The organism is Halorubellus litoreus (assembly GCF_037081675.1).
Taxonomy (GTDB): Archaea; Halobacteriota; Halobacteria; order Halobacteriales; family Natrialbaceae; genus Halorubellus; species Halorubellus litoreus.
On the sequence record NZ_JAZAQL010000003.1, the window covers coordinates 447975 to 474873 of the forward strand.

Annotated in this window: 23 protein-coding genes; 9 read left to right on the forward strand and 14 right to left on the reverse strand. The window is 66.1% G+C overall.

Annotated elements, in window-relative coordinates:
- The first annotated feature begins 7 nt into the window (after nt 1-7).
- From VYJ16_RS16970 to VYJ16_RS16980, 3 genes are all read left to right on the forward strand, one after another.
- Nucleotides 8-2359 (forward strand): hypothetical protein, encoded by a 2352-nt coding sequence (locus tag VYJ16_RS16970; protein ID WP_336351501.1) that lies wholly within the window; start codon nt 8-10, stop codon nt 2357-2359.
- A 385-nt stretch (nt 2360-2744) separates the two neighbouring features.
- Nucleotides 2745-4124 carry a right-handed parallel beta-helix repeat-containing protein gene (locus VYJ16_RS16975; protein ID WP_336351502.1) on the forward strand — a complete coding sequence of 460 codons (1380 nt, stop codon included), beginning with the start codon at nt 2745-2747 and terminating at the stop codon, nt 4122-4124.
- Nucleotides 4121-5152, forward strand: a complete 1032-nt coding sequence (locus tag VYJ16_RS16980) for a glycosyltransferase family 2 protein (RefSeq protein ID WP_336351503.1) — start codon at nt 4121-4123, stop codon at nt 5150-5152. Before VYJ16_RS16975 ends, VYJ16_RS16980 begins: the two co-directional genes overlap by 4 nt.
- 133 nt (nt 5153-5285) lie before the next feature.
- Here VYJ16_RS16980 and VYJ16_RS16985 read toward each other — a convergent pair whose 3' ends face one another.
- Together VYJ16_RS16985 and VYJ16_RS16990 are read right to left on the reverse strand one after the other, a co-directional pair.
- The gene (locus VYJ16_RS16985) at nt 5286-6380 is read right to left on the reverse strand and encodes a GNAT family N-acetyltransferase (RefSeq protein WP_336351504.1); all 1095 of its coding nucleotides are present in this window, start codon (nt 6378-6380) and stop codon (nt 5286-5288) included.
- Between the two features lie 96 nt (nt 6381-6476).
- Nucleotides 6477-8000 carry a lipopolysaccharide biosynthesis protein gene (locus VYJ16_RS16990; RefSeq protein WP_336351505.1) on the reverse strand — a complete coding sequence of 508 codons (1524 nt, stop codon included), beginning with the start codon at nt 7998-8000 and terminating at the stop codon, nt 6477-6479.
- A gap of 430 nt (nt 8001-8430) precedes the next feature.
- Here VYJ16_RS16990 and VYJ16_RS16995 point away from each other — a divergent pair, with 430 nt between their 5' ends.
- On the forward strand, nt 8431-10479 hold the full coding sequence (locus tag VYJ16_RS16995; protein ID WP_336351506.1) for a VWA domain-containing protein: 2049 nt from the start codon (nt 8431-8433) through the stop codon (nt 10477-10479).
- A gap of 191 nt (nt 10480-10670) precedes the next feature.
- On the opposite strand, the gene VYJ16_RS17000 is transcribed toward VYJ16_RS16995, so the two are convergent.
- The 11 genes from VYJ16_RS17000 to VYJ16_RS17050 all read right to left on the reverse strand — a co-directional run bounded on the left by VYJ16_RS17000 (nt 10671) and on the right by VYJ16_RS17050 (nt 21713).
- Nucleotides 10671-12662, reverse strand: coding sequence for a copper-translocating P-type ATPase (locus VYJ16_RS17000; RefSeq protein WP_336351507.1), 1992 nt, complete (start codon nt 12660-12662; stop codon nt 10671-10673).
- Between the two features lie 135 nt (nt 12663-12797).
- Nucleotides 12798-13160: an SHOCT domain-containing protein gene (locus tag VYJ16_RS17005; RefSeq protein ID WP_336351508.1), complete on the reverse strand. Its 363-nt coding sequence runs from the start codon at nt 13158-13160 to the stop codon at nt 12798-12800.
- Between the two features lie 637 nt (nt 13161-13797).
- Nucleotides 13798-14481 carry an HAD family hydrolase gene (locus VYJ16_RS17010; RefSeq protein WP_336351509.1) on the reverse strand — a complete coding sequence of 228 codons (684 nt, stop codon included), beginning with the start codon at nt 14479-14481 and terminating at the stop codon, nt 13798-13800.
- A gap of 34 nt (nt 14482-14515) precedes the next feature.
- Nucleotides 14516-15640, reverse strand: coding sequence for an ATP-grasp domain-containing protein (locus VYJ16_RS17015; protein WP_336351510.1), 1125 nt, complete (start codon nt 15638-15640; stop codon nt 14516-14518).
- Nucleotides 15637-16764 (reverse strand): glycosyltransferase family 2 protein, encoded by a 1128-nt coding sequence (locus VYJ16_RS17020; protein WP_336351511.1) that lies wholly within the window; start codon nt 16762-16764, stop codon nt 15637-15639. Before VYJ16_RS17020 ends, VYJ16_RS17015 begins: the two co-directional genes overlap by 4 nt.
- Nucleotides 16764-17495 (reverse strand): polysaccharide deacetylase family protein, encoded by a 732-nt coding sequence (locus VYJ16_RS17025; protein ID WP_336351512.1) that lies wholly within the window; start codon nt 17493-17495, stop codon nt 16764-16766. The genes VYJ16_RS17020 and VYJ16_RS17025 overlap by 1 nt, the downstream gene beginning before the upstream one ends.
- A 216-nt stretch (nt 17496-17711) precedes the next feature.
- On the reverse strand, nt 17712-18302 hold the full coding sequence (locus VYJ16_RS17030; protein ID WP_336351513.1) for a metal-dependent hydrolase: 591 nt from the start codon (nt 18300-18302) through the stop codon (nt 17712-17714).
- A 5-nt stretch (nt 18303-18307) separates the two neighbouring features.
- On the reverse strand, nt 18308-19399 hold the full coding sequence (locus tag VYJ16_RS17035; protein WP_336351514.1) for a DegT/DnrJ/EryC1/StrS family aminotransferase: 1092 nt from the start codon (nt 19397-19399) through the stop codon (nt 18308-18310).
- Nucleotides 19396-19980, reverse strand: a complete 585-nt coding sequence (locus VYJ16_RS17040) for an acyltransferase (protein ID WP_336351515.1) — start codon at nt 19978-19980, stop codon at nt 19396-19398. Before VYJ16_RS17040 ends, VYJ16_RS17035 begins: the two co-directional genes overlap by 4 nt.
- A gap of 366 nt (nt 19981-20346) precedes the next feature.
- Nucleotides 20347-21009, reverse strand: a complete 663-nt coding sequence (locus VYJ16_RS17045) for a DUF7344 domain-containing protein (protein ID WP_336351516.1) — start codon at nt 21007-21009, stop codon at nt 20347-20349.
- Between the two features lie 488 nt (nt 21010-21497).
- Entirely contained in the window at nt 21498-21713 is a 216-nt protein-coding gene (locus tag VYJ16_RS17050; RefSeq protein ID WP_336351517.1) for a hypothetical protein, read from the reverse strand.
- Nucleotides 21714-22190: 477 nt separating this feature from the next.
- Here VYJ16_RS17050 and VYJ16_RS17055 point away from each other — a divergent pair, with 477 nt between their 5' ends.
- The 4 genes from VYJ16_RS17055 (at nt 22191) to VYJ16_RS17070 (ending at nt 26293) form a co-directional block, all read left to right on the forward strand.
- The gene (locus VYJ16_RS17055) at nt 22191-23138 is read left to right on the forward strand and encodes an NAD-dependent epimerase/dehydratase family protein (RefSeq protein WP_336351518.1); all 948 of its coding nucleotides are present in this window, start codon (nt 22191-22193) and stop codon (nt 23136-23138) included.
- Nucleotides 23139-23826: 688 nt separating this feature from the next.
- Nucleotides 23827-24141: a HalOD1 output domain-containing protein gene (locus tag VYJ16_RS17060; RefSeq protein ID WP_336351519.1), complete on the forward strand. Its 315-nt coding sequence runs from the start codon at nt 23827-23829 to the stop codon at nt 24139-24141.
- A 240-nt stretch (nt 24142-24381) separates the two neighbouring features.
- Nucleotides 24382-24999 (forward strand): DUF7344 domain-containing protein, encoded by a 618-nt coding sequence (locus VYJ16_RS17065; protein ID WP_336351520.1) that lies wholly within the window; start codon nt 24382-24384, stop codon nt 24997-24999.
- Between the two features lie 742 nt (nt 25000-25741).
- Nucleotides 25742-26293 carry a DUF7344 domain-containing protein gene (locus tag VYJ16_RS17070; protein WP_418934298.1) on the forward strand — a complete coding sequence of 184 codons (552 nt, stop codon included), beginning with the start codon at nt 25742-25744 and terminating at the stop codon, nt 26291-26293.
- Between the two features lie 39 nt (nt 26294-26332).
- Here the strand turns inward: VYJ16_RS17070 and VYJ16_RS17075 are convergent, their stop codons facing one another.
- Nucleotides 26333-26512, reverse strand: coding sequence for a DUF7563 family protein (locus VYJ16_RS17075; RefSeq protein ID WP_227133076.1), 180 nt, complete (start codon nt 26510-26512; stop codon nt 26333-26335).
- 61 nt (nt 26513-26573) lie between these two features.
- Here VYJ16_RS17075 and VYJ16_RS17080 point away from each other — a divergent pair, with 61 nt between their 5' ends.
- On the forward strand, nt 26574-26852 hold the full coding sequence (locus tag VYJ16_RS17080; protein ID WP_227133077.1) for a helix-turn-helix domain-containing protein: 279 nt from the start codon (nt 26574-26576) through the stop codon (nt 26850-26852).
- Nucleotides 26853-26899: the final 47 nt, after the last annotated feature.

A 26899-nucleotide genomic window follows, 5' to 3' on the forward strand; every position in this document is an offset into this window, starting at 1 on the left:
CCTGGGTATGGTGGACCGTAATGGTGCGGTTAACGGCACCGAATCCGACGAACACCCCCGACGACTCGGTAGGCGGCGACTCATGCAGCTCGCGGGCGTCACGACGGTGGGAACGACGCTTGCAAGCATCCGTGGAAGCGCAGCAACCCCCAAGTACAAGAACACGATAACCTTCACCGGAACGGACTCGTCCGTGGAAGCGAGTTACAGTTTCGGCGTCACCGACGGCATCTCCCCCAAGGACAGCGTCGAGAACAGCGACGAGGTCGCCGCGGCCTCCGCGAGCGGCACCGTCACCGGCGACAGTGACGCGTACGACTTCAACGGTTCCCTCTCGAGCCTCCAAGTGGACGGTTCGGTGCAGGTAACCATCGATTATCGCGACAACACGACGAAGAAGACCGACGGCGACCTGCTCGAGATCGTCACGCCCGCAGACGGGAGCGTCGAGTACGAGTTCGTGACCACGAGCGAACCCTCGAAGGTCACGGACAACGGCAAGAACTCCGCGGAGAGCAACGACTCGATCACACAGAACGACGACGGGACGTGGACGGTCACGGGCCTCACCGGGAACGGCTACGGTGACGCATTCGACCTCACCGGCGACGTCTCCTCGTTCCTCCCCGAGACCGGGACGTTCACGCTGTTCCTCAACGGCGAAGAGGTCACGGTCGACGAACTCACCGTCGACGGCGGGAGCGACGACGGCAGCACGACCGAACCGACCCCGCACCTCCTCGAGATCACGACGCCGAGCGACGGCAGCGTCGAGTACACGTTCACCGCGACCGGTGAGATAACGAAGGTGCTCGACAACGGCGACAACTCCGCGGAGGAAAACGACACCGTCACGGAGAACGACGACGGGACGTGGACGGTCACGGGCCTCACCGGGAACGGCTACGGCGACACCGTCGAGTTCCTCGGCGACGCCGTCGAGTTCACGCCCGTCACGGGCGACTTCACGCTCTATCTCGACGGCCAAGAGATCACCGTCCCGGACCTCACCGGCCAGGAGGTCCCGTCGAAGACGCTGAAGATCACGACGCCGACGGACGGCAGCGTCGAGTACACGATGACGACGTCCGGCGAGATAACGAAAGTGCTCGACAACGGCACGAACTCCGCGGAGAGCAACGACTCCGTCACGCAGAACAGCGACGGGACGTGGACGGTCACGGGCCTCACCGGGAACGGCTACGGCGACACCCTCGAGTACGAGGGCGAAGCGCTCGACTTCAGTCCGATGGAGGGCACGTTCTCGCTGTACCTGAACGGCCAGCTCACGACGACGTACGACCTCCTCGGCGAGGAACCGCCGGCCGACGGCGGGAGCGACGGCGGGAGCGACGGCGGGAGCGACGGCGGCAGCGACGACGGGTCGACGTCGAGCACCGAACCCATCGGTGGCGGCGACGGCTACGGCCGGACGGTGACGCGCGACGACGCGAACCTCATCGCGCGGACCGCGTCCGAACTCGAGGACTCGCTCGCCGCCGCGAGCTCGGGCGAGGTCGTGTTCGTCCCCGGTGACGAGAACCTCGACCTCGGCTGGAGTAGTCTCGACATCCCGGACGGCGTCACGCTCGCGTCGAACCGCGGCGTCAGCGGGTCCGCGGGCGCGCTCCTCTACACCGAGGAGGACGTCGACGACACGTTCTACCTCCACGGCACCGGCCGGTTCACGGGCATCCGTCTCCGCGGCGCTCACCCCGGTTCGGACACCGGTGGGCCGTCGGACACGAGCGGCGTGAAGATGTTCGGCGACGGCGAACTCGACAACTGCAAGGTGTTCGGGTTCACGTACGACGGCGTCGGCCCCGAGAACGGCTCGCGCGGCCACATCCATCACAACGTCATCGTGGAGAACAACAAGGACGGGCTCGGGTACGGCGTCCACGTCGAGGACGCCGACCCCGTCATCGAGTACAACTACTTCAACTACAACCGGCACTCGGTCGCGATGAGCGAGGCCGAGGGGAGTTACACGCTCCGATACAACCACTTCGGGCCGACGGAGGTCATGCACAACATCGACGTGCACTCGCCCGCGGGCGGCGACTACGACATCCACAACAACATCGTGGAGACCGTCTACCGCGAGTGGGACGGGAACCTGAACCACGCGGTCGACATCCGGGACGTCCCGGACCAGGCCGTCATCACGGACAACTGGTTCTTCAACGACAACGCGCCGGACCCGAACGGCGACCCGGACGTCGGCGGCCAGACCATCGTCCAGGAGAACGTCTCCGACTGGACGAACATGTCGTTCTACGACAACTACTACGGTGAGGGCGCGAGCGTGACGTACTCGGACATCATCCCCGGGTACGACGGCTTCCGTTCGAACTGACCGGCCCCAACCACCTCGTTTTCGGCGTCGATTTCCCGTGACGGAAGCGGTGTAGGTTCGCCATAACAAAGCGCGAAGATGGCGACTCTACGTCCGTGAACGTCCCCGATACTCGACGGCTCTCCACGACCGACGCTAGCGCGTCTCGGACCGTGAAACGACGCCCTCCCTCCGGCGACGACCGGGTCGGCTCGTGCGGTCACGGACGCGAACGGTCGCCGATAGCCGCATCTCGACCAGCGGGGGCTAACTGATGCATAACAATGACCCGCCAGCGTCTCGCACAGGATTGAAGGCCCGAATGAATCGTCGAGACGTTCTCAGAGCAGCAGGAGCCGTCGGTGCCATCGGTCTTCTCGGGTACGGCGCAACCGAAGTCTACGACATGCCACCCGACGACGACCAGCGGAACCCAGGCGTCGTCCCCGGGGACTCGAACGGAACGGCGGCACCGTCCCAGGGGGAGCCACCGGAGGAACCCACGGACGTCGAACCCAGCGAACCCGACGTCAGGCACGCCGACGAGTACGGGTCCGTCATCGACGCCGAGTCCGTCGGCGCGGACCCGACCGGCAAGCGCCCCGTGAACGACGTCATCGAGATGTACGCGCAACCGGACACGCTCCTGTCGTTCCCCGCTGGCACGTACCGCCTCGACCCACTGAAGCTCGAGGACGTCAGCGACTTCGCGATCGCGTCCGCGTCCAGCGAACGCGCGACGTTCGTCGCGCCCGCCGGCGTCTGCACGGACCGCCCGTACCTCTGGTTCCAGGACGTCTCCGGGGTGCTGTTCGACGGCATCGACGTCGACTTCACCGCGGACGGCGCCGGCGGCGAGGTCAGATTCATCGCCGACGGCGACGTCACGGTCCAGAACGCTCGCTTCTCGGGGAGTTGCGACGGCCAGATCGCGATCTTCCGTCTGGACGTCGTCAACCCCGACGCGAGCGCGCTCGTGAAGAACATCGCGGCGTCGCACGACGACGACCGACAGCTCACCGGCATCTACGTCGGCCACGAGCACGCCGGCGAGGTCACGTTCGAGAACTGCGACATCTCCGAGTTCACCGACAACGGCCTCTACGCCTCGACGCCCGGCCTCGACAACAACGGGAACGGTCCCGTGCACGTCGTCGGCGGGTCGTACACGAACAACAACATCTCGAACGTGCGACTCGGGACGACCGGGTCGACCGCGCGCGACGTGCACGTCACCATCGAGTCGATCCCGGACGGCTACCAGCCGAACGCGCGCGGTATCCGCCTCCGCGACCGCCGCGGCCAGCTCGTCGAGGACTGCTCGGTCACCATGGGCGCTGGCGTCTCGGAGAGCTTCGGCGCGATAGTCTCCCACGGCGCACACGAGGGCGGCGTCGTCCGGAACACCGCCGTCCACGTCGACACGCGCAAGGTCCCCGCCATCCACGCGTTCCGTCCGGACGCCGACGACTACGACCCGCTCGAGTTCGAGAACGTCACCGTCACCGGCGACGCGTCCGGGTCCTACGCCGCCACCCTCTTCGGTCGGGACGGCACCGTCTTCCGGAACTGCGCGTTCCAACAGCGAGGGGACACCCGCGGCGGTATCTACTTCGCCGACGCAGAGGGCTGCCGTATCGTCGACTCGTACATCGAGACCGACCGGAACCCGATCGTCGCCGTTCGGTCGGACGTCCTCGTTCAAAACACGACCATCGTCACGCCACGCGGTTCGTGGCACATCGACAACGCCGTCCTCCAAGACGGTACGTTCAACCCAGCATGACGCCTCAAACCACCAACTCAGTCAGTACCGCGATTCCAGACGACCTCGTCTCGCCCGGCGAGACCCCCGAACTCTCGGTGGTCGTGATAGCGAAGAACGAAGCCGACCGCATCCGTCCGTGTCTCGAATCGGTCTTCAGGGCCGCGGACGGCCTCGGGCCGTTCGAGGTCGTGCTCGTCGACTCCGCGTCGACGGACCGCACGGTCGACATCGCACGCGAGTACCCGGTCACGATACTGCGCATCCCCGAGGAACACACGGTGTCGTGTGGCGCCGGTCGCTACGTCGGTGACGCGGTCGTCCGCGGCGACCGCGTGCTGCACGTCGACGGCGACATGGAACTCACCGAGGACTGGCTCGGCGCCGCGACGGAGTACCTCGACACGCACGCGGTCGCGGGCGTGGAAGGCTGCCTGAACGAGACCCGGCACCCGGAGGTACGCGAGGTCGACAAGATCGGGGGCGTGATGCTGTTCGAGCGCGATGCGCTCGAGGCAGTCGGCGGGTTCGCGCCCTACCTGCGGTCGTACGAGGACGTCGACGTCGGGTACCGACTCACCGCCGCCGGGTACCGGCTCGTCCGGCTTCCGGACGTCTCCGCGGTTCACCCGCTCGGCGACCCGCTCGAGGAGCCGTTCCGACGGTGGCGCGCCGGCTACTATCACGGCGTCGGTCAGGCCATCCGGTACGCCGCCCGCAAGCCCAGGGTCCTCGCGAAACTCGTCGCGCGCCAGCGGTTCAAGTTCGCGCTGCTCGCGTGGCTCACGGTCGGCGTGCTCTCGATACTCAGCACGGTCGCGGTCGTCGGCTGGGTCGCAGCGTCCGCGTTCGCGTTCGCGATCGTCGCGAAGAAACTCGGCGTCCGCGGCGCCGTCCAGTTCGTGCTGACGAAGAGTCTCGCTACGGTCGGCGCGACCCGCGGCCTCTTCGACCCCGCACCGCCCGCCGAGACGTACCCGCTCTCGGCCATCGAGGTCGTCGACGAGGGACGACTCCCCGCTGGGTACGCACGCTCGAAGCTCGACTGACGAGCCGCGATCCTGACCCCGGCTCCTGTTCCCGTCCGTATTCCTTCTCGCTACTCCCGAACTGCCAACTGCTACTCCCGAACTGACCACCGCGGCTCGCGGCACGACGGTCGCCTCGCGCACCAGGACTCCGTCAGGTCGTGTCGCGCTCGACGAACGTCAGCGTCCAGTTTTCCGCGTCGTCGATGTCGACACCGTCGATACTCCATTCGTCCGTGAGCGTCCGCACGAAGTGGTTCGTCGGCGTTGTGACGTAACTGAGCGGCGGGTCGCGGTCGCAGAGGAACCCGAAGTCGGCGAGGAGGTCGGTGGCGCCCGCGAGCGGTGGTGCGACGACCAGCGCCGCGTCGTCGTGGTCCTGGAGCGCACGATGAAGCATCGCGGCGAGCGCCGCCCGCGAACGCTCCGCGCCCGGTGGCAGGACGTCAGTCACTCGTGCGACGGCGCGGTCCGGTCGCGTCGACCGGCCGAGCAGGAGTGCGCTCTCGTCGTCGTCCGCGAGGTACGCCTCGTACCGCCAATCGGGGTTCGCCGTGCAGTGCTCCCAGAACGCAGCGTCTCGAACCACGTGGATCGCGTCCGGCGGTCGCGCCCGATACCGCGCGGCGAGCTCGGCGACCGGGACCGAGGGTTCCCGACGCACCGTCACCGCGTCCGCGTCCGGCGCCATCGCACGCCGCATCGCGTTGTACCCGGACACGGCCGGAGCGACCGCCGACGCCGCCGCCTTCGCGAGCGGACGCAGGTCGGCGGACTCGGCGACGCGCGCCGGGTCGACGAACCGATAGAACGACGCTCGCTCCTGGACCTTCCGCCAGCCGAGTCGTCGATTACCCGCCGCGGCCGCCTCGTTCGGGAAGTTGAAGCACAGCGCGGGTTCGCTCGTCTCGAACGCCGCGAGCGCCCACTCCGTCATCGCGGTGAACACGCCCTGGCGGCGAGCGTCCGGGTGCACCATCGCGTCCACCGGCTGTACCGCGATCACGCGCCGGTCGCCGACCGCGAGCTGCATCGGGAGGAACGGTCGTGCACCGACGAGGTCACCGGCCGCGGCGCCGTCCGTCCCGTCGCTCACCGCGACCACGACCGTCGGTGCGGACATCGTCGGCCCGGACGCGTACTTCCAGTCGAACCACGCGGCGTCGCGAGCCCGCCCGAAAACCTGCTCGTATAGCGACAGGAACGCGTCGAGGTCGTCGCGCCGACGGAACGCGCGGATCTCTGTCATTCGACCCGACCGACGACGCAGACACCCGTGGTAATGACGTGATTACGGCGATAATCGATACTGTTTCGCTCCGGTCCGAGACCGAAACAGTCGGTCTCAGCTGACCCACGAGAGCGCGGCGCGCAGCGGCGCGGCGAGTCGGCTCGGTGCGCGGTCCGCGATGGACTGCACCTCGTCGATACCGACGGCGCCGACGCCGACGGCGGCGACGAAGTACACGACGAACCCGATCGGCGGGACGACGAGGAGCGCGAGCACGTCGTTCGTTACGAGTTCGTTCACGCCCCACACGACCGGCGCGGAGATGACCGCCGTCGCGAGGAGTCGAACCGGCCGGACGTCCTGGAGCGGGTCGTACCCGAGCTGGTACGCGGACCACAGGAGGAACGCGAACATCGACCCGTACCCGACGCTCGTCGCCGCCGCCGCCCCCATCATCCCGTACTGCGGGATGAGGAGCGCGTTCAGGGCGAAGTTCAGGCCGGCGGCGCCACCGACCGCGACGATGAGCGTCCGGAGGTTCCCCGACCCCTGCCCGATCGCCTGCAGCGGCCGCGCCGCCGCGAACCCGACGACGCCCGGGAGAAGCACGAGCAACGGGACGATCGACGCCTCGTACTCCGCACCGAAGTACAACGGGACGAAGCGGTCGACGAGCACTGCCATCCCGAGCGCCATCAGGACCACGAGCAGGAGCGTGTAGCGCGTCAACCGGCTCGCGATACGCGACAACTCCTCGGTCCGGCCCTCCGCCCACAGGCTCGAACTCGAATGCAAGAGCACCGTCTGGAGCGCCATCGGGACGATCCAGAGGTACTCGCTCGTACTCAACGCCGCCTTGTAGAACCCGGTCGACTCCGGCGACCCGAACGTCCGCAGCATCAGCACGTCGACGTGCGCCATCGATAAGACGAGGAACACGAGCACGACGTTCAGGGCATTGAACGCGACGAGCTCCCGCAGCGGGAGTTCACGCATCGACTGGAACGTGACCGCGGACAGGTCTGCGGTCCGGACGACGATGAACGCTGCCGCCACCGCGATGATGACGTTCGCGACGACGTGCCCGACGAGCATCCCCGCGACCCCCATCCCGGCGGTGACGACGAGCGTGATGCCGACCGCCATCGTCAGGAACTTCTTCGCGACGTCGAACGTCGCCGTCGCCTTCTCGTTCCCGAACCCGAGCACCGCGTGGTAGCCGATCGCGCGGAACTGCGCGACGAGCACGAACGCGGCGAGCAGGTAGAAGTACAGCGTGAACGAGTCACCGAACAGCCACGCGGCCCCGCCGAGGGCGGTGAACGCGAGCAGGAGCGCGACCGACACCACGACGAGCGCACCCCCGAAGAGGAAGTAGAACCCGACGACGCGCGCGCCCCAGGCCGCGTCGCCGTCGCGGTCCTCGCCGACGTACTTCTGGACGCCCTCGGTCACCGCCGAACTCACCGGGAGGATCCAGATGGTGAACACCGACAACAGCACCGCGTAGTTCCCGTACCCCGCGGGGTCCAGGAGCCGGACGACGATCGGCGTGGTGACGAACGTGATGACGAGCGTCAGCACGCGAGCGCTCACGATGGAGAGCAGTCGCTCGGTGAAGTTCTCGAACCCGACCATCGCTACGACGTCCTCCCCGGCGCAGGTGCGACGCGATCACACGAAGCGACGCGCTCGCAGACGCCGACGCACCCGGTCTCCGAACCGGAGCGTGCACGACAGCGAGGGGACGCCCCCGAACGAGCGAAGGTGGCGCCATAGCGATGGGTTCTCGAACCGATGGGTCTGTGACGGCGGGACTGTGTCATCTGATAGCTGCCGCGGTCGCCCGACTGCGAGCCACGGCGTTCTACCGAACAGAACCGCTGTCTCGGGGATAGTTATAGGTCGCCTAGCCACCCCTTCAGTCCCTCCCTATCCGCCTCGTTCCGGCCGAAACCGGCAGCCAGCACCGCCTATCAACTACTCTACTGTTACGGACGGGTTCGGAACGCGTTCACACCGGTATGTTACCCGTTACAAGGTACCGTCGACTCCCTCGTAGAACCGTATGTCACCCGACCGAACTCGCAGCATCAGGGCGTCCGCAACCGGACGCCCGGAAACCACGACGCTCGCACGCGTCGCCGTCGTTCTCGTCGCCTTGCTCGTGACGACCTCCACCGTCGCCGCGGCAACGACCACGTTCGCCGCCGGTTCGAACGAATCGCTCTCCGCGAACGACAGCGTGCTCGCGCTCGAAACCACCAGCACCGTCGCGTCCACGAGCACCACCACGCAAACGCAAGCCACCTCGAAGAAGGTCGACGTGGTGTTCGTGATGGACCGCTCCGACAGCATGAACACGGAACGGTACGAGCTCGCGAACGAACTCCAGACGTTCCAGCGGACGCTCCTCGAACGCGACGTCGACGCGCGATTCGGGCTCGTCACGTACACCTCGTCCGCGACCGTGAGACAACCGTTCACGTCGGACTTCGACGCCATCGAGCGCGCGATGATCTTCTCGCCGTCCGGGAACACCGAACGCGCGTCCGACGCCATCCTGAAGGCGACCGAGATGAACTACCGGTCCGACGCGGAACGCGTCATCGTCCTCATCACCGACGAGGACGACGACAGCGACGCCGCCACTCGCCAACAAGCGATCGACCGGCTCGAGGACTACACGTTCCTCTCCGTCTCACCGTCGAGCGCGAGCGCCAGCTCGTGCGACGTCCACTCGCCGCCGTGCGACAGCAGCAGCGACAACGAACTCCGGACGCTCGCGGACGACGTCGGCGGCGACTGGCTGAGCATCGACACGAACGCGGATCGGACGATGGAGCGCGTCGCCACCAACGTCTTCGAGGCTGTCAACGCCCCCGAGAAGTCCGGGAGCGACAGCAACAACGAGTTCGAGGTCGGCCCGAACATCAACGTCGTCGAACAGTCCGTGAACCGCACCGAGATCGAGGTCGGCGAATCCGTGGAGTTCAACGTCACGCTCCGCAACAAGGGTCTCGCCGAGGGCACGTACAACCTGTTCCTGACGACGAACGGCGAACTGCTCGCCGAGAAGCGCGTCACCGTCGGTCACCTCTCGGAGACGAGCACCACGCTCGTCCACCGCTTCGACCAAGCGGGTGACTACAAGATGGTGCTCTCGAACCAGCGCGTCGACGTCGTCCACGTCAGCGAACCCTACCCGATGTCGATAGACGTCACCAAGAACGACGCCGGCGACCGGTTACAAGCGACGGTCGCTGACGCCAACGCCGGCGTTCCCGTGACCATCGACCTGCCGCCGTCCGCGATCCTGGCCGGCACCGGGAACGAACTCACGTCCATCACGATAGACTCGCGCCCCACCGCCGTCAAAATCCAGCACGACCTCGCGTTCGACCTGACGCTCGAACGCATCGAAGCACCTCCCGAGGGTACGCCCGCTATCGCGTCGGACGCCCGCGCGGTCCGGTACCTCTCGGTCACCTCGTCGCTCTCGACCGCCGACCTCCGGTCGGTCACCTTCGAGTTCCTGAAGTCCGGTGACGACGTCGAGATCTACCGGTACGACACCGACGGCGGCGAATGGATGCAGCTCACGCAACGCAACGTCGACGGTGCCCCCGGGCACGTCGTCGCGAGCACCAGTCGGCTGTCGACGTTCGCGCTCGTCGTCGACGACCCCGCGCTCTCCGTCGGGAGCGTCGACGTCGGCGCCACCAGCGTCACCGAAGGCGACCTCGTCACCGCCTCCATCACCGTGACGAACAACGGGACGCGCGCACAGTCCTACGACGCGACCGTCTCACTCGACGGCCAGACCGTCGAGACGAAGTTCGTCGAGGTGCCCGCCGGCGAGACCATCACGGTCCCGATGTCGTTCGTCGCGAACGACCCCGGCACCTACGACCTCGCCGTCGCAGGCGTCGACCAGGGCCAACTCCAGGTCGACCCCGCCCCCACCACGAGCGAACCCACCACGACCGAACCGACGACCGCAGACCCCGGGGACGACGATGACGCCCCCGCAGACGGCTCCACGCCCGGGTTCTCCATCATCGTCGCCCTCGTCGCGCTCATCGCCGCCGCACTCCTCGTCTCCCGGCGGCGCTAACGCGACTCCCCGCCTTTCGTAGGCACTATTCGTCTTTTCCCAGTCAATCACCGTCAGCGAGCAGCCGTCGAATCACGTGGTTCCACCCTCTCCCGAGTAACACCGAGAGGCCTCGCCACGTTTCTACGCAATCGCGTGGAGTCAGGGAGGGCGACTTCCCTGTTGGGTGCCCAAGAAGGGGCTAGTCCCCGTCAGTCAGCCTGCTGTGCGGCATCCGACGCTCGCACCCCTGCAACCCTCGGTACGGAGAGGTCGACCCGACGTAACAGTTGCGCGTTTATCGCGACGATGACCGTACTCAGCGACATCAACAGCGCACCGACAGCAGGCGACAGTAGGATACCGATTGGAGCGAGGACACCGGCAGCGAGCGGGAGTGCAAAGACGTTGTAGCCCGCCGCCCAGACGATGTTCTCCTGCATCTTCCGGTAGCTGGCCTTGCTCAGTTTCACCAGTCGTACCACGTCCATCGGATTGTTCTGGACGAGGATGACGTCGGCCGACTGGACGGCCACGTCCGTCCCACTTCCGATGGCGATACCGACATCCGCGCGGGTCAGCGCGGGTGCGTCGTTGACGCCGTCACCGACCATCCCTACGAGTTTCCCCTCGTCCTGGAGCTCCTGGACCTTCGTATCCTTGTCTTCGGGTAATACCTCCGCAAAGACGGTGTCGATGCCCAGCTCGTTGGCGACCGCGGCTGCCACGTCCTCGGAATCGCCGGTCAGCATCGCCACCTCGATGTCGAGGTCGTGCAGGGCCTCGACGACGCTGTAGCTCTCGTCTCGGATGACGTCGGCCATGGCGAACGCCGCGACGAGGTCGCCGTCTCGAACGAGATAGACGACGGTCTGTGCGTTCTCGCCGGCCTCGTCAGCGAAATCAGCGAGTACGTCGGGCACCTCACTATCGATATGATTCAATAGATTCGGTCCGCCGACGTAGACCGCTTGCCCGTCCACAGTTCCCCTGACTCCGCGGCCTTTCATCGCCTCGAACCCGCTCGCGTCCGGGACGTCCACACCTCGCTCGCTGGCCTCCTCGCGGATGGCGCGAGCGATCATGTGCTCGGAGTCGCTCTCGACGGCCGCCGAGAGCGCGAGCGCATCGTCCTGACTGACGTCAGATACCGTCCTCATGCCGACGACACCGTGTTCGCCCTCGGTGAGCGTCCCGGTCTTGTCGAAGATGATGGCATCGAGGTTACGAGCCTGCTCCATGGCGATGCGGTCCCGGACGAGCATACCGTTGCGCGCCGCAAGCGAGGTATTGATGGCGACCACCAGCGGGATGGCAAGGCCGAGCGCGTGCGGGCAAGCGATGACCAGCACCGTCACCACGCGCTCGATGACCGTTGCGTCGAACGACACCGCCACCGTCCACGCGATAGCAGTTACGACGGCTGCACCGACAGCGACGTAGAACAGCCACCCCGCCGCCCGGTCGGCGAGCACCTGCGTCCTCGACTTGCTCGACTGCGCTTCGTCGACCAGTCGCATGATGCCTGCTAGCGTCGTTTCGTCGCCGGTTGCGTCGATGCGGACGCGGAGGCTGCCGTCGCCGTTTACCGTCCCGCCGATGACGTCATCGCCCGGCTCTTTCGAAACGGGTTTGGATTCACCGGTGATCATCGCCTCGTTCACGTCCGAGTCACCCTCTTCGACGACGCCGTCAGCGGGCACGCTCGCTCCTGGGCGGACGAGGAGGACGTCTCCCTCTGAGAGGTCACTGACGGGCACCGTCTCGGTGCCGTCATCGGTGACGCGCTCCGCGGTGTCGGGCATGAGTTTCGCCAGTTCGTCAAGTGCGCTGGAAGCCCGCCTCACCGACCGCATCTCTATCCAGTGGCCCAGTAGCATGATGTCGATGAGCGTCACCAGTTCCCAGAAGAACGCCGAGGACGTGGGGAAGACGACGCTTGCCAGACTGTAGATGAACGCGACACTGATCGCCATCGAGATGAGCGTCATCATCCCCGGCGCCCTATCTTTCAGTTCCGGTACCGCCATCTTGAGGAACGGGACGCCACCGTACGCGAAGACGACGACGGCGAAGAAGGGGTTTAGCCATTCGCTACCGGGGAACGCGGGGACGGAGAAGCCGAGCCACGACTGGATGGTTTCGCTGTAGAGGAGAACTGGGACGGAGAGCAGCGTCGAGACGAAGAACCGGCGACGAAACATTTGTTCGTGACCAGTGTGCACGCTGCCGTGGTCGCCGTGGCCACTCCCCGCGTCTCCGTGGGTGCCGCCGTGGTCATCGTGGCGCTCGTCGTGGCCGCTATGCGGATCGTGATGAGCGTGATCGTCGGCCACGGGTCACTCACCATCCTGCAGGGTGTGGCGCCGCGCGTCGAACTCTTCCTCGTCGATTTCACCCTTGGCGTAGCGACGCCGGAGGACGGTCAGTGCGTCGTCGGTCCTCACGTCGCTGGAGTCGCGGCGGGTGAGAAACAGGTACCCGAGTCCCAGCGGAACACCAATCAGGACGACCATCCAGAGGGTCATCCAGAGGTACCCGAAGGCCCCGCCGTGGGACCCCATCCATCCGTCGTGGTGGTGGAAGCCGTCGTCGCCAGTGTGTGCGGCTACTGGCCCGCTGAAAGCGACTACGAGCATCACGAGCAGTGCTACCGTTGCGAGGAGTCGTCCACCGCATCGTTGCTGGAGTGGTTGGTCCATGTTGTCAAATACGACTGCCCCTTTAACCTCGGTTCTGGTTACGAATCCAATGTGAGGTGCGAGCAAGGGGTTGCGACCGAAAGTGGATTCGGAGAGGGTATCACACCTGGTGCGAACAGGACGGTCTGTTCGCAGTGCTCGCAACTCATTCCCTCGACGCTCAGTGTGGTTCGCTTCGTGCTTGTAGCTAGGCGTTTGCGAACTTCGTCGATCGTGCCCGTGGATGCGAACCGCCGCTCAACACCCGGAATCGGACGGTCGCGACGCGTCTTCCGACACCGTCTGTGTTGCAGTGCAGACACTCCCGGCAAAGACCTCAAATCCAAATGTTCTACCCCGTGAAAGCCTTGCGATCGTAAGCACAATCGCATTGAACGGTGTTCTCCTTTCTCTAGATTATATTCGGGGTTCGGTGTGAACCGGGACCCGATCGCGACGATGGACACGACCGACGGCAGTTCGGCTTGCTCGCTATCACAATCGTCGCCGCGCTCGTCGTACTCGCAGCGTTCGTCGAGGATTTCGGGAGCCTGAGAACGTGCGCCGATTCGTCAGTGACCGCTGGCGTGTGAGAATGAGGCTCTTCCAAGACCGGGGTGGACTGGATGGATTGGAGACCGGCGGCGAAAGCCGGTCTTTACTCGACGACGCCGCGTTCGACGTGCATGGTGGGGATGGCCGACAGGAGGCCGTCAAGGGTGGCGATCTCGTAGTCGGGGGCGGCGGCGTCGTCCTCGGGTTCGAGGTCGACGTAGCGGCCGCGGCGGAGGCGGACGGTGGTCATCCCGAGTTCGTTGGGGGCGCGGAAGTCGACGCGCGGGTCGTCGCCGACGTACGTCGCTCTGGTGGGGTGGACGTCGAGGTCGGCGAGGAACTCCTCGAAGACGCCGCGTTCGTGCTTGGAGCGCCCGTGGTCGTGCGTGACGAGGACGCTATCGAAGTGGTCGCGGATGCCGAGTCGGTCGAGTTTCGACTGGCCGCCGCGGCCGTCCGTGATGAGGCCGAGCGCGTGCTCGGTGCCGAGCGCGTCGAGGACGCGCTCGGTCTCCGGGTACGGGTCCAGGGGGGCGTGTGCGCCGTCGTGGAAGGCGTCGACGAGGTCGTCGACGGTGAGGCTCGGGAGGTCGTACGACTCGAGGAGGACGTCGAACGTGCCCGCGTCGACGTTCGGGTCGAAGTACGCGGACAGGAGGTCGCCGTGCACGCGCTTCCCGGAGCGACGATGCACGAGGTCGGCGGCGGCCGCGAGGCCGGCCCTGGCGTACTCGTGGTAATCGTAGAGCGTGTCGTCGAGGTCGAAGCAGACGGCGGTCTGGGTCATGGGTTGGGAGTGGGCTGGAGTCGGTCGGTTCGGGTCACGGGCTGGGAGTGGGGTCGAGTCGGTCGGTTCGCTCCCGGTCGAACGCGTCGGGATGCACGTGGTACGTGCTGCCGTCGGGCGCTGTGAACACCTCGTCCCAGTAGCGGACCATCCTGGTGCCCCACGCGACGTCGGGTTCGGGCACGTGCTCGCCGAGCGCGTGCTGGACGGCCATGTAGGGCAGGTTCGCGCCGGCGCCGACGCACATGATGATGGTGCCGGCGACGCGCGGGTTGATCTCGATGACCTTCATCACGCCATCGGGGTTCTCCTTGAACTGGACGTTCACGTTGTACTCCAGGCCGAGGCCGCGACAGATGCCCGCCGCTTCCTCGATGAGGTCCTCGCGCTGTTCGACGACGCCCTCGAAGCTGATGCCGGCGCGAGTGCGGGCTCGCGAGCGCGGGACGACGGTGTGGACGTCGTCGCCGGTCGCGAGGACGTCGACGCTGTACTCCTCGCCCGGGAGGTACTCCATCACGACGAGCTCGGGGAACGCGTCCCCGGCGTCGAGGATGGGGAGGACGTCGTCGAGGGTCGTCGTCGCCGCGTCCGGTTTCTCGTTCAGGAACGCGTCCAGGTCGTTCGCGCCCTCGTCGAGGACGCGGAACCCGCGACTCCCGCTCCCGACAGGCGGCTTGAAGCACACCGGCCGGTCCGGGTAGCCGAGCGCCTCGACGGCGTCGAGGAACTCCTCGCGCGTCTCGGTGCGGTGGAACTCGGGCGCGGACGCGAATCCCTCGTCGGCGAGGAACCCGTAGAGGCCGGCCTTGTCGTTCGCGACCGCGAGCCGGTCGGGCGCGGACACCATCACGGTCGCGTCGAAGCGCTCGCGGTTCTCCGCGAGCGGCTGGAGTTCCGCGGTGCAGAGCGGGAGGACGACGTCCGCGTCCACCTCGGCGGCGAGTTCGATCATGCGGTCGACGTACTCGGGGTCGTCGCCTCTCGGGACGACGGCGTGCTCGTCGACGAGCGCGAACCCGTACGCGTCCGGGTTCACGTCCACGCCGACGATGCGGACGTCGCGGTCGGGTGCGGCGCGGAGACTCCGGACGATACCGGACGCGCCGGGTGCGCCCGCGCCGGTCATCAGGACGGTGACGTCGCGACGCCCGGTCATCGGGTCTCACCCGCGGTGTCGTCGCTCGCGTCGGCAGCTAGCTCGTCGCCGTCGCCCGCATCGCTCACCGGTTCGCCGCCGTCGGCGGCGGCGCGCGGGGATTCGGTCGCCAGGCCGTCCTCGGCGCGTTCGCGGGCCGCGTCTGCCTCGGGGTCGATGACGACGTTCAGGTCCTCGTTGTCCTCGAGGTCGCGGAGCGTCGCGTAGAGGAACGCGAGCGCCCCGACGAGCGTCGCGAGGAACCACGACCCCGCGTCCTCGCCGTCCTTCCGGACGACCGAGTTCAGGTACCCGAGGACGCCCGCGGCCATCGACGCCATCCCGACGCCGTACAGCGGCGCGAGCGGGTCGTAGCTCTTCACGAGGTACTTGCGGTTGATCCGCCACAGGAACGTCTCGAAGAGCATCTTCGAGACGCGCGGGACGTACTCCTTGTAGTCGATGTGGCTCTTCCAGCCGTCCTGGTACGCGTACTCGGTCTGCCGGCGGACGTCCGCCACCACGACGTCGGCGGCGTTCAGGCGCGCGAGCAGGTTGTTACAGTACCCGTAGTACTCGTACATCCCGTCGATGTCCGTGCGCTCCAGGGCGTCGAGCGAGATAGCGGTGTAGCCGTTCTGGGAGTCCATCGACCCCCAGTAGCCGCTCGCGACCTTCGTCAGGAGCGAGAGGACGACGTTCCCGACGAGCCGGAACCGCGGCATGTGCGCCCAGTCGCCGGCGCGCACGAACCGGTTCCCCTTCGTGTACCCGGCGACGCCGTCAGCGATGGGGTCGAGGTACTTCTCGAGTTCGCGGGGATCCATCTGGTCGTCGCCGCCGAGGACCGCGGTCGCCTCCACGCCTTCCGCGAGCGCGCGCTGGTACCCGGTCTTGATGGCGCCCCCGACGCCGCGGTTCTCCTCGTGCTGGATGGGGACGACGAGGTCCTCGTAGCGGCCGTCGTGCGCGGCGTTCTTCCGTGCCGCGTACTCCGTGATCTCCGCCCACGTGTCGTCGGTCGACCCGTCGTCGATGACGTACGCGCGGTCGACGAACGCCGGGAGATCCTCGATGACGCGGCCGACGAACCCTTCCTCGTTGTACGCCGGGACGACGACGGCGATGGTCATGTCTCGGTACATCACCAACCACCCAGGAACTCGCGGCCAGCGGTCTGTCCCGCGGTCTGGCACGCTGCAGTCACTGCCTGCTCGATGCGTTCGTCGAACGTCCCGTCCGCGTCGCTCCAGAGCCCGGGGTGCGTGAGTATCTGGACGGTGTCCTCGAAGTCCTCGACCGCTGGCGGGTCGTCGCGCCAGCGCTGGCGGGAGTCCGCAACGTACTGGACGTCCTCGAAGAACCGCGCCTCGTACGTCGACGCGAACCCGTCGTAGGTCCTCGCGAACGTCCACTGCGGGGGCTTGTGGAAGGAGACGAGCCGGCGGTCGTCGCCGGTGACCGTCTCGAGGATGGCGAGTTCCTCGGCGACGCGCGCCTCGAGCTCCTCGTCGGCGGGCGGGGAGTCCGTGGGCCAGTACTCGTGCGTGCTGAAGTGCAGCGCGACCTCGTGCCCGAGCGACTGTATCTCGCGGAGGGCGTCGCGCGTCTCCCCCCGGAGCGGGTTGTAGAGCACCGAGGAGAGGAGAACGAAGTAGGTCGCCGTGACGTCCCGGTCGGCTTCCAGGCGAGCCATCGTCAGCGCGTCGTCGACCGAGAGGTCCACGTCGTGCCTGAGGACGACGTCGCCCGCCGCCAGGTCGTCGTGGAACGACCGGAAGGTGTAACCCGCCGCCTTCACGTCGTCGAGGAACTCGCCGTACCACTCGTACGTGAAGTCGACGGTTCGTTGCAGTTGCTTCGAGGTTTCTCCCATGTTACCTTCGGGGAGGGTCAGGACGGGATTAGTAATGAATCGCATACTCGGTTCGGCGCTCCGGCGGCCGGTTTCTCGCCTTCAGCAGGCGCTCGCTGCGAACGGTAACCGGCTTGTACTCGCGCGGGGTGCCCGGGACAGTACGAGCATACCTCTCGACGCGACCGGTCTCGTGGAGGAAGGGGACCGTACCCGAGTTCGACGTTCGAATCCGGGTCAGCGCCTCCGGAGCTGGCGAGCGACCGCCTCGACTCTCGTGGCGACCGTTCGAACGCCCGGTGCGCCGTCGACGAGCCAGAGCACGACCGACGCCATCCCGAGTGCGATTCCGAGGACGAGACCCGTGCTGACGTCCGCGGTCCCGAGGTCGGCGAGGTACTCCCGGAGGTAGACGAGGCCGCGTTCGACGCCGAGATCGTCGGGGTACGGTTCTCGTTCGACGACCGGCCAGAGGACGCGGTCGACGCCGAGTGGTTCACCGGCTCTGAGCGGCGAGACGACGTCGCCGGCGACGTGCGTCCACGCGCCGACGAGGAACGGGACCGCGTTCCGTTGGCGGCCGTCGTCGCGGAGGGCGGCGAGCGCGAGAACTGTTAGTGCGAGGAGAACGAGGACGGAGTGACCGGCGGCGTACCCGGTGGGGAACACGCCGAGCCCCCACGAGAGCGGTTTGTCGACGAGGTCGGGGAACTGGGTGCCGACGGCGAGGAAGAGCACGGGGTCGCCTTCGGGCGGGTCGCCCGCGAGGAGTCTGGTGGCGGCCGAGTAGCACACGTAGCCGACGGCGGCGTGCTCCCACGGCCACATCCGGGCTATCGCGCCTCGACGTCCACGGACCGGAGCGCGTTCACCACCCGGTCGACGTCCTCGGGTGAGAGGCCGGGGTGGACGGGGAGCGAGAGCACCTGTTCGCTCGCCGCGCGAGCGACCGGGACGTCCGCGTCGTAGCCGTCGTACGCTTCCAGCTCGGGGATTATCGTCGGATAGTACACGCCGCTGCCGACGCCCGCGTCCTCGAGGTGCGCGGCGACCGCGTCCCGGTCCGTGCAGCGCACGGTGTACTGGTGGTACGCGTGCTCGCTCCCGTCGGGTTCCACGGGCGCCATGACGCCATGGACGGACGAGAGCGCGTCGGTCAACGCGGCTGCGTTCTCGCGTCGCGCCTCGATCCACTCCGGGAGTCGCTCGAGTTGGACGCGCCCGATGGCCGCGCCGATGCTCGTCATGCGGTGGTTCGACCCGAGGTCGCGATGGGAGTACCCGCCCTCGGGGCCGCGACCGTGGTTCACGTAGCTCGCCGCGCGCTCGGCGACGTCCTCGCGGTTCGTGACGACCATCCCGCCTTCGCCCGTCGTCATGTTCTTCGTCGGGTAGAACGAGAACGCGGCGGCGTCCCCGAACGTCCCGACGTGCTGGCCGTCGTAGCGCGCACCGTGCGCCTGGGCGGCGTCCTCCAGCAGGAGGACGTCCTCCTCGTCGGCGATCTCGCGGAGCGCGGCGACGTCAGCGGGAAGCCCGTACAGGTGCACGGCGAGGATGGCGTCGGCGTCGTGCTCGCGGACCGCGGCACGCGCCTTCTCGGGGTCGAGGTTGTACGTCCGCGGGTCGACGTCCGCGAACACCGGTTCCGCGCCGACGAGCCGGATGGCGTTCGCGCTCGCGACGAACGAGAACGGCGTCGTCACGACCACGTCGCCCTCACCGATTCCCAGACCGACGAGTGCGGCGACGAGCGCGGTCGTCCCGTTCGACGTCGCGACCGCGTGGTTCGCGCCGCAGTACGCCGCGAACTCCTCCTCGAACCGCCGGACCTCGGGACCGTCAGCGACCATCCCGGAGTCCAGCACCGCGAGTACCGCCTCCTTCTCCGCGTCGCCGAACACGGGGTTCGCAACCGGGATCATGCCACGACGTTCTCCGCCGCGAGTTCCTTCGGGAGCGGCCGGTGTTGCGCGGGAACACCGACCGCGAGCGTGTTCGGCGGGACGTCCTCGGTGACGACCGCGCCAGCGGCCACGAACGCGTTCTTCCCGACGGTGACGCCGGGGAGGATGGTCGCGTTCGCGCCCACGGACACGCCGTCCTCGATGGTCGGCCCCTTCAGTTGGACGTCCTGCCGGAGCGGGTACGGGTCGTTCGTCATCACGACGTTCGGCCCGAGGAACACGTCGTCCCCGATGCTCGTCTCCGGCGGCACGTACACGCCAGTCTGGATGCTCACGTCGTTCCCGACGGTCAGGAGGCCGTCGAGGACCGTGTTCGTGCCGACGAGGACGTTCTCGCCGATGATGCAGCGCTCGCGGATGAGCGCGTTGTGTCCCGTCTGGAGGCCGCGACCGAGTTCCGTGTCGGCGTACACGATCGTTCCCTTCCGGATCTTCGCGTCCCCGAGGACGACGGCCGGGCCGACGTTCTCCGCGTACTCGTAGCCGACGGTCGCGCCAGGCTCGACGACGACGTTCTCGCCGAGCTCCGCGACCGTCATCGCGACACCTCCCGCTGTTCGACGACGATACCGGTACTGCGTACTGTCCGTGCGTGCATGATGTATCTCCACGGGGCTGGGTCCGACGCCACCCCGCTCTGGCAGTCGGTAGTCGTGATATCGGTTTTGTTATGCGCGGCCTTCGTGCGCGACAGGACCGCACTGCCGGGCGACCCCGCAGTCGATTCCGGGCGGACCCGTCGGGTCCCTGCACGCGAACGCGGACCGATAGCGGTACGAAGAACGCCGACGGGAGCCGGGATTCGTGACTCGTCGACCAGTGGACGTGTACAAGGATGCAGTGATTGTCAATCGGTCTCTCGCAGAAATCGCCTCGGTCGACGCCCGAACGTTCGTGGTCCCGATTCAGGCCGACGACGTCTCGCCGATCGCGACGCCGACGCCGTCGTCGTCCTCGTCGCCGTTCGCTCGCACCCACTGGTAGTGCGCGGCCGAACACCCGACGTTCGCGGCGACGATGAGCAGTCCCGCGAGCACGACGAGCGGTGCGGCGACGAACGGCTGCACGAGCAACGCGACGAGGAGCGTGACGGCGCTCGCGCCCGCGGTGATCGCGTGGATGCGGTGCCATGCCGGACCGTCGTCCTCGGGCTCGGATTCGAGGTACTCGTCGAACACCGCCGCGTTCGGGCCGCGTTCGATGAGTCCACGTGGCTTGTTGAACGAGACGACGCCCATGCTATCCATCTTCGGGAGGTGGCACTGGTAGAGCCCGACGTACACGCGCTTGCGTTCGCTCGAGGAGAGCTGACTGACCTCTTTCCCGTTCTCCAGCGCAGCGATCTCCTCCGCGAGGTCGCTCATCGAGACGGTATCGTCGACCTCGTTCAGGTACTGGAGGACGTAGCGACGCCGCTGGTTCTTCAGTATCTCGAACACCTGGTCGAGTTCCAGTTCCGTCTCGGGCTCGGCGAGCGCCTCGGTCTCCAGTCGCTCGCTCGCGTTCACCTGTTCGGTGACCGACGTCTCCTCCTCGGTGACGTTGGTCGATTGTGATTCAGTCGACATCGGCACTCCGTTCGTTCCCCCCAGGTCCGGTCGAACCTGCGTCTATCATGGTGGCCGATTTGTTGTATTGCATTGGTCTGTCTCTCTCCGTTTGACGGATCCGCTCCCCACTTCGTCGAACGCCCCTGTAGTTCGAGGCGCCAGAGCGGGTGCGGTCGCACGTGTTGACGGATCACCGCGCGTGAACGCGGGGACCCTCGGCATCGTGCAGGTGGTCTCAGCCAATACCGAGCGCAGTCGTCGGCGACTGCTGTGCCCGGTACGTGGTCGATTCCCCTCCAGTGTCGACGGGTAGGCGGCTTCCGTTCCGCGACAGTAGCGTTATACCCGCTATGATGTCTTTGTTAGACCGGTTCTATCCATCCGTATTGGTAACATACCTGTCGGCAAAAATCGTGGCTCGATGGTCCTACCGACGGTTTACTGAGCCTACTGGTAAGTACTCCCGTAGCGTCTGGGCCGTAATCAGAAGTATCGTCGGTCGCTGGCTAGCGGCGCTCGTGGAGGTCGCAGACCAGCTCGGGGTCGGCGACGAGGAACTCGTCGTTCTCCAGGTGGTCGGCGTCGCTGGGCATGACCATGCACTGTTCGTTGCGGTCGCCGACCGTGATGATGCTCAGGGCCTGTAGGTCGTACCCGAGGTCGTCTTCGGGATCTGGGTTCGAGGAGACTCGTTCCCAGGTCTCGGTTGCCGATTCGTTCACGCGTCCTCACCACCGAGGACAGTATCGCGTTTCAGTTTGGTTCCGGTCCACCCAGAAACCGGTCTGTTCTGGTTCGTCTGGAACACCCATCTTCCAGGCATGGTGGGAAACACCGTCCTACTGGCATTAACAGTATTGCCGAGTTAGTTACCAGAAGCGTGCGCGACGTGGTGGTTCGGTGGTGTTCGGTGGTCGGAAGCCGACGGTTCTTCCTAACGCCGTGTTACCAAGAAACACGAACCAACGGCAGCCACCGCCACCCGGATGGTAATTTCCTATGGGAATCGCCATGCGGTCGTACATGGTCGTTACTTCCCGACGTCGACCGCTCGAAAGCGCGCGACGGAACCCGGACCACGTTCTCCCCGTCAGCGACGACCACGACCGGCGTCGGGAATCACAGCCGCGTCACCAACCACCCCTTCGACGAGAGAAGCACGCCCATAACAAACCACTATTCCGCCGTCCACACTCCCAATGACGCACGACACACCGACGCTCGACGCGGACTCGCCGCTCCGGGGAGCACGGATCCTCGTTACCGGCGGCGCCGGCTTCATCGGCAGCCACCTCGTCGACCTGCTCGCCCCGCACGCGGACGTCCACGTCCTCGACGACTGCTCGACGGGCAACGAGCGCAGCGTCCACGACGACGCCACGCTCACCGTCGGCACCGTCACCGACCGCGCGCTCGTCGACGAACTCACCGACGCCGTCGACTACGTCTTCCACCTCGCCGCCATCCCCTCGGTTCCAGCGACGCTCGACGCACCGACGGAGACCCTGGACGTCAACACGACCGCGACCGCGTACCTGCTCGAACGAGCCGCCGCGCAGGATGCACGCCTCGTCCTCGCATCGAGCGCCGCGGTCTACGGCCGCCCCAGTCAACTCCCAATCTCGGAGACAGAACCGACGACCCCGCGGAGCCCGTACGGCATCTCGAAGCTCGCCGCCGACCAGTACGTCCGCGGGTACGCGGACTGGTACGACTGCGACGCCGTCGCACTCCGCTTCTTCAACGTCTACGGCCCTGGTCAACGCGATGGCGTCGTTCCATCGTTCATCGCGCGAGCACGCGCAGGCGACGCGCTCGTCGTCCACGGTGACGGCAGCCAAACCCGTGACTTCGTCCACGTCATCGACGTGGTCCGCGCGCTCGTGGCCGCCGCAACGACGCCGGCGACCGGCAACGCGTTCAACGTCGGCACTGGAACCACGACGAGTGTCGTGGAGCTCGCGCGCCTCGTCAGCGACCTGGCGCCGGAATCCGTTCCGGTCGTCCACGACGACCCGCGGCCCGCGGACATCCAGGACAGTTGCGCCGATACCACGACGGCTCGCGACGAGCTCGGGTTCGAAGCGACGATCTCGCTCTCCGACGGACTCGCGTCGCTCGTCGGCCGAACCCTGGCAGCAGATTGAACGACCGGGCCCGCTCGAACGACTGCTACTGTTGTCGTTCGACCGACTGGTCACTGCAGTAACCTCGAGTCGCCTTCCCCGAAGTCGTCGTGGTGGCGGCCGAACTGCTCGATAGACCGGTCGCCCGGACCGAAATCGCTTCGACCCGAATCATCGCTCCTATCCGTCCCACGGCGTCGAAATTGCAATACTTACTCGATTGGTGCTTCTCGAAATAGCTATATAACAAAGGTACGCCCTGGCATAGGGACTCATGGGTGGCGACGAAACGTCGCTCCACGGACGAACCCCCACCACGTCCATCTGCCACCCCGGACTCAGTCAGTCGACCCCCATCCACCCCCACACGGACGACGTTTCACTCGACGTTCGACGGGGAGCAGTCCCCGTATTTTCGTTTTCCCGCTGTCGCTCACTCCACGTGGCAGTCGTCGTCAGCGATCGCACCGGCGACGGCCCTCGAGGCGTTCACGGGTCACCGTAGGGGAGGTCACGACGCGAACATACCAGATTCGAACCGATTCAGCACATCGTATCGCAGACTAGGGAAACTCGTTGAAACCATATCGACGTTTCTTTACTTCGGATGCGGTGAATATTTATACCTGGGTGTGCAGGCATCTGAGAAGAATGGACGGCCAGTGGCGCTGCGGGGGCACTCGTCGACGGCCGTCCAAAACTACGAATAATGACAGAAGCTAACTTACAATCGAACACCGCCGCCGAGCAACCGAGCAAACAGATCGTCGAGTTCGACCCGCGGACGGCGGAGTCGATCACCGCACGCATGGCGACCGCCGTCGCCGAAGCGACCGACCAGAGCGTCACGGAGGTACCACCGCTCGGGGAATGGGTCGACTGCGACGCGATCGAACAACTGTTCTCCGCGCAGGAACCAGCCCACGAGCTCTCGCTCTCCTTCGAGTTCGAGGACTGCGAGGTGTTCGTCTCGAACATCGGTCGTATCGTCGTCACCCCGAACTCCGAGTACGAAAGCGCCTGAGGCCCGTCCTGTGGTCTCGTGCCATCGAAAGTCAGAGCCGTTGTAACTTCAGATACCTTTGGAAATGGGTAATAGACATATGGAGGTACTACCACGGTCGCTACAAAAATCTTATATAATTCGAGAGAGTATCTGAACTAATCACCGACGTCGGGGACGTATGGGGCCGTCGAGCACAACGGGGGAGAGCGAGCACGTCCGATACGGTGCCTCGCTCGCCGACTCGAACCGCGGGGGAGCATGAACGATACATACGACAATAACACCGACTCAGGGGTCGAGCCAGGCGGGCGGGGGACGAGTGAGGACGACGCTCCAGCGGGACTCGACGAACCGCTGGTGGGCCTCGGCGGAGACGACGCCGAACTGCCACTGGAGCGGGTCTTCGACATCCTCCGGAACGAACGCCGGCAACGAGTCCTCGGGTACCTCGCCGTCACCGACGACGACGTCATCCGGATCGGTGACCTCGCCGAACACGTCGCCGCGATCGAGAACGACATGCCGGTGAACGCGCTGTCCTCGCAGCAACGAAAGCGCGTGTACGTCGCGCTCTACCAGTGCCACCTCCCGAAGATGGCCGACGCCGGCGTCATCGAGTTCGACAAGGACCGCGGCACCATCGAGGTCGGCCCCAACGCCGACCAGCTCCGCCCGTACCTCGACATCGAAGCTGAATCCAGTGAGGACGAAACGATTCGCTTCGGGACGCCGTTCGCCATACTCTCGGTGGCTGGTGTGGTCGCGTACCTCTTCGCCGCACTTGCCGGCGGGACTGGCATCGCCATCGGCGGTTTCGTCCTTCTCGGTGGCGTTCTCGCCGCTGCAGTCATCGGCTATCGCGACCACGTAGCCTGAACGCCGTCCGAAGACGCTGAACGGCCCGTATCGAACGGTTACACGTCTTCTACTCGGAATAATTCCGTGCTGTTACACTCAAACTGACGCATAACTAAACGCATTCTCCGCCACCTACAGGGTATCGACCGCGTCAGAGTTGCGCGACGTGGCTCAGAGACAACCATGTACGAGACACCGACACGACGAACGAACCCCGACGACGCCGCCTCGAGCCACCAGCTCGACAACGCCAGTGGTGGTCGCCAGTGAACGCCGTCAGGCGGTTCGAGGCGAGACGACACGCGAGGCCACCGGCTCGCCCCGTCGCTGCGATACCGCGACGAGAGTCACAGACGACCGACGTCCAGGACCCCGCCAGAACCGGCGGCCTCGACCCGCCCCTGGTGCGTGACCGACGACGATACCGACACCCGCGTCCGGCTGCACCCATCGGCGCCGCCCGGGACGGATCGACCGTGGACGATCGGCTCACGAGCCGGTTCGGGCGCTCGACGACCCACCCCACGCCGAACAGCCGCGCTCTTAAACGCACATCGACGCGAACGGGGGGGAGTTCGGTCAGCCTGCCACTGGCAGGCGAGGGACTCACGGCGCTCGATTCCGGGCCGTCGACGCGGTGCGTACCGACCGCCCTGAAGTACCAGCGTCCTACCTCGACTATTCGGAACTTAACAAAGGGTCCAACCGTCGTGGTAGGAGGTAATCGCATGCAGAACAACTCCCGGTGAATCCAAAACCGATGTCAGAATCCGAAGGAGGTGAGTTAACGCAAGACACCGTCTTCGAGATACTCAGTAACTCGAGACGACGGTTCATGCTATCGTACCTCCACGAGCACGACGGCCCGGTCGACCTCATGGATCTCGCGAACGAGATCGCAGCGTGGGAGAACGACACGCCGGTCGAGGAACTCACCGACAAGCAATCCAAACGCGTGTACGTCTCGGTCTACCAGACGCACGTTCCGAAGCTCGTGTCCACGAACCTCATCGAGTACGACTCGGAGTCGGGGCTCATCGAGCTCTCGGACCGAGCGAGCGAGATCGAGCGGTACATGCCCGAGTCCGACGACGAACGACCCTGGCATCGGTACTACGCGATTCTCGCGGCCGTCTCTGCGGCGTTCTATGCGGGCGTTGCCGTGGGCGTACCGCTCCTGGACGTATTGCCCGAAGCGGTCGCCGGTGTCATCGTCGTCCTCGCGTTCGCCGTCCTGTCGGCGGCGCACTACGTGGACCGTGACCGCGGCCGACCGATCGTCGAAGATGCCTCCGTCGAGGACAACTCATGAAAAATCAACCGAAGTTACAGAAACAGGTCGACAGCGCAGTTAACTATCCAGGCCGCTTCCACGGCCGTCCATCACGTCGCTCACCGTCGAGCACGTCGAGCACCGATGCAGGGTCCCGGTATTATCGCCGAAGACCCGCACGTAGCTCGCCGAGACGTGCCGGCCGCAGTTCGCGCACGTTCCGTCCTGCTGTCCCGGAGTGGAACGAAGGTCGTCCATGGTACAGCTTGACCCACTCGGTGCTGTGGCATTGTTATTCGAGCACTACGAGGTTGGTAGGATGAGCGACGAGTGGAACGCGATCGGGTTCGTCATCAGCTCGAACTACCGCGTGACCGTCCTCCGGCGCCTCAATCAGGGTCCTGCGACGCCCTCGCAGATCGCGAACGACGAGGACATCGCGATCACGCACGTCTCGCGTGCACTCCGTGAACTCGGCGAGCGCGATCTCGTCGAGCTCCTCGTCCCCGAGAACCGGCGGAAGGGTCGCGTCTACGGGATCACCGAGAAAGGCGAGCGCATCTGGAAGGAGATGCAGTCACAGAACCTCGCAGAGTGATCGTACGCGACCGACCCCGTCCCTCTTCCTCGGCGACGTCTCACGTC